This window comes from Gordonia sp. i37 (genome assembly GCF_002043085.1).
Classification (GTDB): Bacteria; Actinomycetota; Actinomycetes; order Mycobacteriales; family Mycobacteriaceae; genus Gordonia; species Gordonia polyisoprenivorans.
The window spans coordinates 1-11,902 of sequence record NZ_MVPX01000161.1; the positions used below are offsets into that span (position 1 = coordinate 1).

The following is an 11,902-nucleotide window of genomic DNA, read 5'->3' on the forward strand; positions in this document are numbered from 1 at the left end:
CCCCGCCGAACATGAGGCAGCGCTGTACCAGCGATGGGTGGACGCAGGCTATTTCACCGCGGACGCGGCCGGTGAGAAGCCACCGTTCTCGATCGTCATCCCGCCGCCCAACGTCAACGGCTCCCTGCACATGGGGCACGCCTACGAGCACGTCCTGATGGATGCGCTCTCGCGGCGCCGTCGGATGCAGGGCTACGAGGTGCTCTGGCTGCCCGGAATGGACCACGCGGCGATCGCCATGCAGACCATGGTCGAACGCAAACTCGCCGGTGAGGGTCTGACCCGCGACGACCTCGGCCGCGAGGCGTTCATCGATCGCGTGTGGACCGAGAAGGCCGCGATCGGCGGCAACATCGGCGAGCAGATGCGCCGACTCGGTGACAGCGTCGACTGGAGCCGGGAACGCTTCACCATGGACGACGGACTGTCGCGTGCAGTGCAGACGATGTTCAAGAAGATGTACGACGACGGGCTCATCTACCAGGCCGAACGCCTGGTGAACTGGTCGCCGGTCCTCAAGACCGCCGTCAGCGACATCGAGGTCAGCTACGCCGACGTCGAGGGCGAACTGGTCAGCTTCCGCTACGGCTCGCTCGACGACGCCGAGCCCCACATCGTGGTGGCCACCACGCGCCTGGAGACGATGCTCGGCGACACCGCGATCGCGGTGCACCCCGACGACGAACGCTATGCGCACCTGATCGGGACCGAATTGGCCCACCCCTTCGTCGAGCGCACCATCCCGGTCATCGCCGACGACTACGTGGACCCGGAGTTCGGCAGTGGCGCGGTCAAGATCACCCCCGCCCACGACCCCAACGACTTCGCGATCGGCCAGCGCCACGACCTCCCGATGCCGACCATCCTCGATGAGGAAGCCCGGATATACGGCACCGGAACGCAATTCGACGGCATGGACCGCTTCGAAGCGCGGGTCAAGGTGCGCGAGGCCCTCGCCGAGCAGGGACGCATCGTCAAGGAGGTCCGGCCCTACCTGCACAGCGTCGGACATTCCGAGCGCACCGGTGAGCCGATCGAGCCGCGGTTGTCGATGCAGTGGTGGGTCAAGGTCGAACCCCTGGCCAAGGCCGCCGGCGATGCCGTCCGCGACGGGTCGACGGTGATCCACCCGTCGTCGATGGAGCCGCGCTGGTTCGGCTGGGTCGACAACATGCACGACTGGTGCATCTCTCGGCAGCTGTGGTGGGGCCACCGGATCCCGATCTGGTACGGCCCCGACGGCGAGGTGGTGTGCGTCGGACCCGACGAGGCACCGCCCGTCGGATACACCCAGGAGACCGACGTCCTCGACACCTGGTTCTCCTCGGGGCTGTGGCCGTTCTCCACCCTGGGCTGGCCCGAGCAGACCGCCGACCTCGAGAAGTTCTATCCCACTTCGGTTCTCGTCACCGGATACGACATCCTGTTCTTCTGGGTGGCGCGGATGATGATGTTCGGCACCTACGTCGGTGCCGACCTCGGGCCGCAGCGCCGCGTGCCGTTCCACAATCTGTTCCTGCACGGCCTCGTGCGCGATGAGCACGGCCGCAAGATGAGCAAGTCCAAGGGCAACGGCATCGATCCGCTGGACTGGGTCGAGAGGTTCGGCGCCGATGCGTTGCGTTTCACGCTGGCGCGCGGGGCGAATCCGGGCAGCGACATCTCCGTCGGCGAGGACCACGCGCAGTCCTCGCGCAACTTCGCGACCAAGCTGTTCAACGCGACCAAGTTCGCGCTGATGAACGGGGCCGAGCTCGGCGAACTGCCGGCCCCGGCGGATCTGACGATCGCCGACCGGTGGATCCTGTCGCGCCTCGACGAGGTGCTCGCCGAGGTCGACGCGGGCTTCGAGTCGTACGAGTTCTCCAAGGCCTGTGAGGCGCTCTATCACTTCGCCTGGGACGAGTTCTGCGACTGGTATCTGGAACTGGCCAAGGTGCAGTTCGCAGATAACGACGAGAAGCGTTCGCAGACAACACGTCTGGTCCTCGGCGCGGTACTCGACCCGTTGTTGCGTGCACTCTCACCGGTGATGCCGTTCGTCACCGAGGTCCTGTGGACGTCGTTGACCGGCGGCGAGTCGTTGGTGATCGCGCCGTGGCCGATGGCTTCGGGCCGAACGACCGACACCGAGGCGGCGACCGCAGTGGAGGATCTGCAGAAGCTGATCACCGAGGTCCGACGCTTCCGCAGCGATCAGGGGCTCAAACCGGGGCAGAAGGTTCCGGTGCGGTTCGCCCACCTCGACGACGCCGGATTGGCCGGACTCACCGGATACATGGCCGCGCTGGCCCGGCTGGAGGAGCCGGGAGCGGAGTTCGCCGCGACCGCCGACCTCGAGGTGCGCCTGAGTGCGGCAACGGTCAAGGTCGAGATCGATACGTCGGGCACCGTCGACGTGGAGGCCGAGCGGAAGCGTGCGGAGAAGGATCTCGCCGCCGCGGAGAAAGAACTGGCTCAGACCACCGCGAAGTTGGGCAACGAGCAGTTCCTCGCGAAGGCGCCGGAGGCAGTGGTGGAAAAGATCCGCGCGCGCCAACAGATCGCCGGCGAAGAGGTGCAGCGGCTCACCGCCAAACTGGCATCGCTGGGCGGATCGTGACCCGCCACAACGGGTCCGACCCCGACCACGACGATGCGGCCGACGGCTCCGACGACGAACCGATCTTCACCGCCGCCGACTTCGCCGGGTGGGAGGATGCGGGTGACATCGAGCCCGACGACCCCGAACCTGACGACTTCGGACCCGACGACGTCGCTCCCGACCGGATGGATCTCGCCTCCCTGCTGACCGACGACGAGGAAACCGCCGCCGACGCCCGCGATCGTGCGCCGCTGACCGCGGGGGACAGTGCGGCCGACCTCGCCGAACTCGCCGAGGTGGAGGCCGACCTCGATACGCGCTGGCCCGAGACGAAGATCGAGCCGTCGCTGACGCGCATCGCGGCGTTGATGGATCTGCTCGGTTCGCCGCAGCACGCCTACCCGGCGATCCACGTCGCCGGGACCAACGGCAAGACGTCGGTGACCCGGATGATCGACGCGCTGCTCGTCGCGTTGCACCGGCGCACCGGACGCATCACCAGCCCGCATCTGCAGCGGGTGACCGAGCGGATCGCCGTTGACGGACAACCCATCTCGGCGCGCGCCTACATCGACACCTACCGCGATCTCGAGCCGTACATCACCATGGTCGACGACTCGTCGACCGCCGCCGAGGGTCCACGGATGAGTAAGTTCGAGGTGCTCACCGCGATCGCCTACGCCTACTTCGCCGAGGCTCCCATCGATGTGGCCGTCGTCGAGACCGGAATGGGTGGCCGCTGGGATGCGACCAACGTCGTCGACGGTGCGGTCGCGGTGATCACCCCGATCGCGATGGATCACGCCGATTACCTCGGTGACTCGCTGGCAGCGATCGCAGGGGAGAAGGCCGGGATCATCAAGCGCGCCAAGGACGATCTCGTCGTGACCGATCCGGTGACCGTCATCGCCCCACAGCAGCCGGAGGTGATGGACGTGCTGCTGCGCGAGAGTGTGGACAAGGGCACGATCGTCGCCCGGCAGAACTCCGAATTCGCGGTCCTCGACGCGGTCACCGCCGTCGGCGGGCAGATGCTGCGCATCCAGGGGCTCGGCGGTGTCTACGAAGAAGTCTTCTTGCCGCTGCACGGCGAGCATCAGGCCGCCAACGCCGCGCTCGCACTCGCTGCGGTCGAGGCGTTCTTCGGTGCCGGGCCCGACCGCCAGCTCGACATCGACGCCGTCCGTGCGGGTTTCGCCTCCGTCAGCAGCCCGGGACGGCTCGAGCGGGTGCGCAGCGCGCCGAGCGTGTTCGTCGACGCCGCGCACAATCCGCATGGCGCGGCGGCGCTCGCGCACGCGTTGACCGACGAATTCGATTTCCGGCGGCTCGTCGGGGTCGTCGGTGTGCTCGGGGACAAGGACGCCGAAGGGGTACTGGCCGCGCTCGAGCCCGTCCTCGATCACGTCGTCGTCACCAACAACGGCTCACCGCGGGCGCTCGACGCCGAGGATCTGGCCGAGATCGCCCGCGAGATCTTCGGCGAGGACCGTGTCACCGTCGAGCCGTTCCTGCCCGACGCGGTGGCCGCGGCCATCGCGCTCGCCGAGGAATCCGACGGCGAGCCGGTGTCCGGGGCGGGTGTGATCATCACCGGTTCGGTGGTCACCGCAGGCGCCGGGCGAACCCTTTTCGGCAAGGAGCCCGCATGAGTGAGCATCCCGGCTTCACCGCGCCGGCCACCGATCCCTGGCGCGGCCTGCGCGGCGTCATGGCCGGCACGCTGGTCCTCGAGGTCATCGTCATGGTCCTCACCTTTCCGATCGTCGCGAAGATCGGTCCGGGACTGACCTGGGTGTCCGGGATCTACCTCGGCGTGGTCACGCTCCTGATGATCCTCGCCTGCGGGATGCAGGGGCGACGGCGGGCTCTCGAGATCGACATCGGCCTGCAGATCCTGGTGATCATCGGTGGGGTATTCCACTGGTCGATCGCCATCGTCGGGCTGTTGTTCCTGTTCGTATGGCTCTACATCCGCTATGTCCGCGCCGATGTCGCCCGACGTATGCGGGAGGGGCGGTTGGCCGGTCAGGAGCCGATCGACTCGTGACGGTCGCCGCGTCACCCCGGCCGATCTGCCAGAAATGTCCGTAATTCTCTGTGGCGCAACGTGTTTCGTCGGTCGCCGTTGGGTACTGTTGGCGCGTCGAGATGACGAGAGGATGAGCCAACGGTGAGCGATCTGACCTATCCCCAGGCCATTGTGATGGGTCTGTTGCAAGGTGTGACCGAGTTGTTCCCGGTCTCGAGCCTGGGGCATTCGATCCTGGTTCCCGCCTGGCTCGGGGGTGATTGGGAGAAGTTGGTCACCGAATCCGACAGCGCCGGACACACTCCGTTCCTGGCGTTCGTCGTGGCGCTGCACGTCGCGACCGCCGTGGCGCTCGTTCTGTTCTATTGGCGCGACTGGGTCCGAATCGTGGGTGGGTTCATCTCGTCGCTGCGGCACCGTTCCATCGAGGGTGACGACGCGCGCCTGGCGTGGCTGATCATCGTCGGCACGATCCCGGTGGGGATCGTCGGTCTGATCGCCGAGAAACCGCTGCGGGTGGTGTTCGCCACCCCGCTCGCCGCGTCGATCTTCTTGTTCCTCAACGGTCTCGTGCTGCTGACGGCCGAACTGCTGCGGCGTCGCACAGCCGCCGGACGCCACGCCGCGCAGCCCTCCGGCAATGATCGGGCGATGACGTCGCTGACGATGTGGGAGGCCGTCGGCATCGGCGCATACCAGATCCTGGCGCTGCTCCCGGGCATCTCCCGATCCGGTGTGACGATCTCCGGTGGTCTCCTGCGCCGCCTGGTGCACGAGGACGCGGCGAAGTTCGCGTTCCTGCTGGCCACCCCCGTCATCTTGGCGGCCGGCCTGCTGAAGATCCCGGAGTTGTTCGGGCCCGAGGGACACGGCATCGGTGGGCAGGTCCTCGTGGGTTCGCTCTGCGCGTTCGTCGCGGCGCTCGCGGCCGTGGCCTTTCTCGCCCGCTGGTTCCACACCCGCACGCTGTACCCGTTCGTGGTCTATTGCGTTCTGGCCGGCGCGATCAGCATCGTTCACTTCGCCTGACCGCGCCCTCGGGCGCGTGTCGTCCGTTCGGCCGACGATCGGTGCCCAATCGTGACCTCGATGGGGTGTTCTCGCGCTCAGTCCTCTTGCAGAATTACGCGAAGTCGCGCCGGGGCCCGCGATTCCCTTATCGATCACTCACCAGACCCTGTCGGGTCGAGACCGTCGAGTGGTCGGCGATATCCTCGACGACTCCGGCCGACCTGCATCCGGCTGCGGCGGCGGATCGTCTCCGCCGCACCACAACACAACCCAGAAGGAGCCGCGTGATCATCGACCGCGCCTGTCACCGCACCACCAACGAGACCCGGGCACGGTCGGTCGCCAGACACGGCGCCCTCGCGCTCCTGGCGGTGGCAGCCGGTACCGCGGTCATGACCACAGCGGGTCCGTCGTCGGCGGCGCCCACACCGGCCCAGCCGGCTCCCAACACGCAGGTACTCCTCGTCGACGTCCCCGAGGCCGGACCGCCGATGCCTGTGCCCACCGGTTCCTTCGGTTACCTCGCCACCCACGACCTCACCAAGCGCATGGCGTCGATGAAGACCGCCGAGGCGATCGCCGCTTTGCCGGTTCCGGAGCAGTACCGTCCGGCGAACATGGCGCTGGCCAAGAACCTCGATCTGGCCGTCAAGGGTGCGCTGGCCGACCCGAAGGGATGCGTGCAGGTGATCGTCGATCCGCGATCGACCTCGGGTGGGTTGTTCGATTACGGCTTCTACGCCGTGTCGGGGCAGTACTGCCCGTAGGAGTGCGACCGCCGCGCCGATAAGGTGTGCTCGTGACTGAACGGACACTGGTACTGATCAAGCCCGACGGTGTTGCCCGCGCCCTGGTGGGCGACATCCTCGCCCGTATCGAACGCAAGGGCCTGACCCTCGTGGCGCTCGAACTCAAGACGGTCGACGACGAGCTGGCCCGCCGGCACTACGCCGAACACGAGGGCAAGCCCTTCTTCCCGGCACTGCTGGAGTTCATCACCTCGGCGCCGCTCGTTGCCGCCGTCGTCGAGGGACCGCGCGCGGTTGCCGCCTGGCGGCAGATCGCCGGCGGCACCGACCCCGTCGAGAAGGCGGTACCGGGGACCATCCGTGGGGATTTCGCGCTGAGCACCCAGAACAATCTCGTCCACGGCTCGGATTCTCCCGAATCGGCCGAGCGGGAGATCGCGATCTGGTTCCCCGACCTCGACGCCTGACCCTCGCAACCTCCCGGGCCGACGCGCGTGCACCCACATGAGTGCCGGCGTCGGCCCGCGGTGTGGGATACTTGTGGGGTTATCACGGACACACTTTGTCCATGACAACGCCGATGACGTTCGGAAACGGGTCGGACCAGCACGAAAGTCCCGGTCGAGATGACCGGGGCGGTGAGTGCCCGCCCACCCGCCCTCCCCATTGCGGTGGGTCGCCGACGGCGATCCGCCGGCAGGCCACAGCCTTCGTGATGGCGTGGAGGGTGGACCGCCGTAACCCATCGACCCAGCAAGAGCGCCCTGCAGCTCCGATCGAGCCGAGGGGGCGCGCAGACCACACAACACCGGCCGAAGGCCGGGACACACAGCAGAGGCCCTCGCGTGGCCGCGTCGTATGGACGCGCCCGGGGGTTCGAGGAGACACGAGTGACCGACAACGGGTCACCGGCTGACGCGAACTCAGCGTCGGATCCGGTGGAAGAATTTCCCAGCAAGCTTCGTGTGCACGCACTCGCCCGAGTGCTCGGCCTGACCAGTCGCCAGGTGCTCGCGCACCTCGCCGAGTTGGGCTGGCACACCCGTAGCCCGCAATCGAGCGTCGAGCGGGAGATGGCCCAGGCGGTCGCGCAACGCGTGCGCGAGACCGAGCCGCCCACCGACGCGGCCACACCGCCGGCCGAGGCAACCCAGGTCGAGGCCCCGCACGCGGAGCCGACCGTGGCCGCGGTGGAGGAGCCGGTGGCCTCCGTCACCGAGTCCGATGTGGCCGAGACCGCTGTGGCCGAGACCGCTGTTGCCGACACCGAGGTGGCGGAAGCCCCCGCCGAAGAGACACCGGCCGAAGACACGCCTGCCGAAGAGACTCCGGCGGGTGAGGCAGCGACATCCGAGTCGCCGGCCGATGACACTGCAGCGCCCGACACTGCAGCGCCCGACACTGCAGCGCCGCCGCAGTCGGACGTGCCGATGTTGTTCTCCGCGGCCGACGTCGACAGTCATGCGCCGGTCCAGGCGACCGGTGAGGTCGCGGCGGGCCCCTTGTTCCTGCAGCCGGACACCTCGACTCCCGCGCCGTCCCGATCGGCACGCACTTCGAGCCCAGACTCCACGAAGACCGACTCCACGAAGACCGAATCGGCGAAGACCGAATCGACGAAGACCGAATCGTCGGCCCGGGCGGATACCGCCACCGATACCGATGATCAGTCCGACGACGACGGTTCCGAAGACGATTCGTCGGGTGAAGGCGGGCGTAACCGCAGGCGCCGGCGTGGACGTCGCGGTCGCGGTCGCGGTCGCGGCGATCAGGCCGATCGTACGGACTCGCCGGAGGACTCCGGATCGCAGGACGACGACTCCGATTCCACCGATCTGTCGTCGCGTGAGGGCGACTCCGCCGATTCGTCCGACGACTCCGGTGCGACCGGTACATCGTCGGCCGACAAGCAGCAGTCGGGATCCGGCAAGAAATCGGGGAAGAAGTCCGGCAAGAAGGACGGCACCAAGGCCGACGGATCGAAAGCCGACGGCTCCGGAAGCGACGGATCGGGGCCTGACCCGGGCGGAGCCGACAAGGCCAGGGGCAAGGGTGACGACAAGAACCCTGCCGACGATGACACGGCGGAGTCCGCCGAGGACGCCGATACCGACGACGAGTCGGATGATGCCGACGATTCCACGGTGCCGACCTCCAAGCGGCGCCGTCGCCGGCGTCGACGCAAGGGTGGCGGCGAGGCCGAGGATGTGGCAGCCGATGATCCGCCGAACACCGTGGTGCACGAGCGTGAGCCGCGCAGCAAGCGGGTCCGCGACGAGGTGCAGGGCATCTCCGGGTCGACGCGGCTCGAGGCCAAGCGTCAGCGTCGTCGGGACGGCCGCGACGCCGGTCGCCGTCGGCCACCGATCCTGAGTGAGTCGGAGTTCCTCGCGCGCCGCGAGGCCGTCGAGCGGGTCATGGTGGTGCGTGAACGCAGCGCCAACAGTTCGCTGCACACCACCGATTACGCCGATCCCGCGGCGATCGAGGACTACACGCAGGTCGCGGTGCTCGAGGACGGCGTCCTCGTCGAACATTTCGTCACCACCGAGACGTCGTCGTCGATGGTCGGCAACATCTATCTCGGACGCGTACAGAATGTGCTCCCCGGCATGGAGGCCGCGTTCGTCGACATCGGACGCGGACGCAACGGTGTCCTCTACGCCGGTGAGGTCAACTGGGATGCCGCGGGCCTCGACGGCGGGTCCCGCAAGATCGAGCAAGCACTGTCACCCGGTGACAACGTGGTCGTGCAGGTCAGCAAGGACCCGGTGGGTCACAAGGGTGCTCGTCTGACGACGCAGATCTCGCTGGCCGGGCGTTATCTGGTGTACGTGCCGGGCGGTTCGTCGACCGGCATCAGCCGCAAGCTGCCCGACGTCGAGCGCAAGCGTCTCAAGCAGATCCTCGCCAAACTCGTCCCCGACGACGCCGGCGTGATCATCCGCACTGCATCGGAGGGGGTCAGCGCCGACGATCTCGCCGCCGACATCGAACGTCTCGAGTCCAAGTGGAAGGCGATCGAGTCCGCGGTCTCCGACGCGAAGTCCGACGGCAAGAAGAACAACGGCTCGCAGAATCCGCGGGCACTGTACGAGGAACCCGACCTACTGGTGCGGGTCGTCCGTGACCTGTTCAACGAGGACTTCCGCAAGCTCGTCATCGAGGGTGACAAGGCGTGGAACCTCGTGGAGGGCTACGTCAGTTCGGTCGCTCCCGACCTGCTCGAGCGGGTCGAGAAGTTCGAGCGCTCCCACGCCGACGCGCCGGACTCCTTCGTGGTGCACCGGATCGACGAGCAACTCGCCAAGGCGCTCGACCGCAAGGTCTGGCTGCCCTCGGGTGGCACGCTGATCATCGAGCACACCGAGGCCATGACGGTCATCGACGTCAACACCGGCAAGTTCACCGGCGCAGGCGGCAACCTCGAGGAGACGGTGACCCGTAACAACCTCGAGGCGGCCGAGGAGATCGTGCGGCAGATGCGGCTTCGCGACATCGGCGGCATGATCATCGTCGACTTCATCGACATGGTCCTCGAATCCAACCGCGATCTGGTGTTGCGCCGTCTCACCGAGGCCCTGGCGCGTGATCGCACCCGTCACCAGGTGTCCGAGGTGACCTCGCTCGGCCTGGTGCAGATGACTCGCAAACGACTGGGAACCGGTCTGCTGGAAGCGTTTTCGACCACCTGCGCCGCCTGTGGTGGCCGCGGTGTGATCGTGCATTCCGCGCCGGTGGAGGTCCGGACCGACGACGCGGGGCGTGCCGACGCCGGGTCGAAGAAGTCGCGTCGCGGCAAGCGCAAGCCCGAGCAGCCCGCCGAGCAACACAAACCCGCCCACAATCCGGCCGAACACCCGATGTTCCGGGCGATGGCGGCGCACGCCCACGACGGCGACGAGGATCATGACGGTCTGGTCCACGAGGATCATGACGGTCACGAGGCCGCGACGACCTCTCGACACCGACCGCAGAATGCTCCGGAGAGAACCGACACACCGGAACCGGAGGAGGCCGACGTCGCGGCTTCGGAGGGAACCGACACCGCGGCCGAGAGTGCCACCGACACAGACGATGCCACCGACACCGTGTCGTCGACCGACGCCACCGGGCGCGCATCGACCAACGGCGAGGTCACGGTGAGCGCTGAACCCGAGAATGTGGCGCAACCTGCGTCGGCCCGTCGGGGCAGGCGACGCGCCGCACGTCGCGCCGCATCGCCGACGACGACGTCGGAGGCGCCGGCGATGGTCGTCGCGGACGCCTCGGTCAAGCCCCCGGCCAAGCCCCTGACCACGTTCGGCCCGATCACCGAGACGGCCGATACCGCTGTCGCGGTCCGGCAGCGGCCGCGGCGTCGGGCTGCGGGTCGTCCGGCCGGTCCGCCCGCCGACGAGTAGGCCCGGCGGCGGGTACCGGACCCGGTGAGGCGAGTTTGACCTGACCGGACCGGCTCCCGTAACCTTGATTGGTCGCCTCTGGCGGAGGGTTCGAGCTGTGCCGAGTCCCGAAGGGATCACCATCCCGGACGGGGTGGCACCGGCCGGGAACTCCCTCCACGGCAGGCCCTTCGGAGTGATCTGATGCAATCCCGGTGTAGCCGCTGGGTTTCGCACGGCCCACGCCGGATGCACACACCCACACACCCGTGGACGCACATGCGTGACACGGCCCGAGATGATGAACAAGAGGACAGCTTCGATGGCAACGTACGCGATCGTCAAGACCGGCGGTAAGCAGTACAAGGTCGCTCAGGGCGACATTGTGAAGGTCGAGAAGATCGACAGCGAGCCGGGCACCACCGTGAACCTGCCGGTGGCGCTGGTCGTCGACGGCTCCGAGCTCACCACCGATGCCGACAAGCTCGCGAAGATCTCGGTCACCGGCGAGATCGTCGAGCACGTCAAGGGCCCGAAGATCCGCATCCACAAGTTCAAGAACAAGACCGGCTACCACAAGCGCCAGGGTCACCGTCAGAAGCTGACGGTCCTCAAGGTCACCGGCATCAAGTAATTCTCGTCTCAGCGCTACCCCAGGAGGACTGACACATGGCACACAAGAAGGGCGCGTCCAGCTCGCGCAACGGTCGCGATTCCAACGCCCAGCGGCTCGGCGTCAAGCGCTTCGGCGGCCAGCAGGTCAGCGCCGGCGAGATCCTGATCCGTCAGCGCGGCACCAAGTTCCACCCCGGCGTCAATGTCGGCCGTGGCGGCGACGACACCCTGTTCGCGCTCGCGTCGGGTGCGGTCGAGTTCGGCACCAAGCGTGGCCGCAAGACCGTGAACATCGTTCCGGAGACCGCTCAGGCCTGACCCGAGCGGTTCACGAGAACCACCAGAGCTCTTCGACAGGGCGGGCAGGGGCATCACGCACCCGGCCCGCCCTTGTTGTTTTTCACCGTTGTTTGTCACCGTTGTTTGTCACCGGGCGTCGACCCCTCGTCGCGCCCGAGAAGGAAGGAACGTCATGTCGCGGTTCGTCGACCGGGTGACCATCCACGTCGCCGCCGGTAACGGCGGGCAC

At 67.6% G+C, this 11,902-nt stretch carries 9 protein-coding genes; all 9 read left to right on the top strand.

Annotated features, from left to right (window positions below; all coding sequences use genetic code 11):
* Positions 1 to 2,602: valine--tRNA ligase (locus B1964_RS08020; RefSeq protein ID WP_139765670.1), on the top strand; the 2,602-nt coding region annotated here is incomplete at its 5' end.
* 167 nt (positions 2,603 to 2,769) lie between these two features.
* Positions 2,770 to 4,236 (top strand): folylpolyglutamate synthase/dihydrofolate synthase family protein, encoded by a 1,467-nt coding sequence (locus tag B1964_RS08025; protein WP_253193924.1) that lies wholly within the window; start codon positions 2,770 to 2,772, stop codon positions 4,234 to 4,236.
* The gene (locus tag B1964_RS08030; protein WP_006371269.1) at positions 4,233 to 4,634 is read left to right on the top strand and encodes a DUF4233 domain-containing protein; all 402 of its coding nucleotides are present in this window, start codon (positions 4,233 to 4,235) and stop codon (positions 4,632 to 4,634) included. Before B1964_RS08025 ends, B1964_RS08030 begins: the two co-directional genes overlap by 4 nt.
* A gap of 123 nt (positions 4,635 to 4,757) precedes the next feature.
* Positions 4,758 to 5,645, top strand: a complete 888-nt coding sequence (locus B1964_RS08035; RefSeq protein ID WP_079929443.1) for an undecaprenyl-diphosphate phosphatase — start codon at positions 4,758 to 4,760, stop codon at positions 5,643 to 5,645.
* A 266-nt stretch (positions 5,646 to 5,911) separates the two neighbouring features.
* The gene (locus B1964_RS08040; protein ID WP_079929444.1) at positions 5,912 to 6,394 is read left to right on the top strand and encodes a hypothetical protein; all 483 of its coding nucleotides are present in this window, start codon (positions 5,912 to 5,914) and stop codon (positions 6,392 to 6,394) included.
* Between the two features lie 32 nt (positions 6,395 to 6,426).
* Positions 6,427 to 6,843: a nucleoside-diphosphate kinase gene (gene ndk / locus B1964_RS08045; protein ID WP_006371272.1), complete on the top strand. Its 417-nt coding sequence runs from the start codon at positions 6,427 to 6,429 to the stop codon at positions 6,841 to 6,843.
* A gap of 423 nt (positions 6,844 to 7,266) precedes the next feature.
* Positions 7,267 to 10,779, top strand: a complete 3,513-nt coding sequence (locus B1964_RS08050; RefSeq protein WP_079929445.1) for a translation initiation factor IF-2 N-terminal domain-containing protein — start codon at positions 7,267 to 7,269, stop codon at positions 10,777 to 10,779.
* 301 nt (positions 10,780 to 11,080) lie between these two features.
* Positions 11,081 to 11,392: a 50S ribosomal protein L21 gene (gene rplU, locus B1964_RS08055; protein ID WP_006371274.1), complete on the top strand. Its 312-nt coding sequence runs from the start codon at positions 11,081 to 11,083 to the stop codon at positions 11,390 to 11,392.
* Between the two features lie 35 nt (positions 11,393 to 11,427).
* Positions 11,428 to 11,691, top strand: coding sequence for a 50S ribosomal protein L27 (gene rpmA, locus B1964_RS08060; RefSeq protein ID WP_006371275.1), 264 nt, complete (start codon positions 11,428 to 11,430; stop codon positions 11,689 to 11,691).
* Positions 11,692 to 11,902 lie beyond the last annotated feature (211 nt).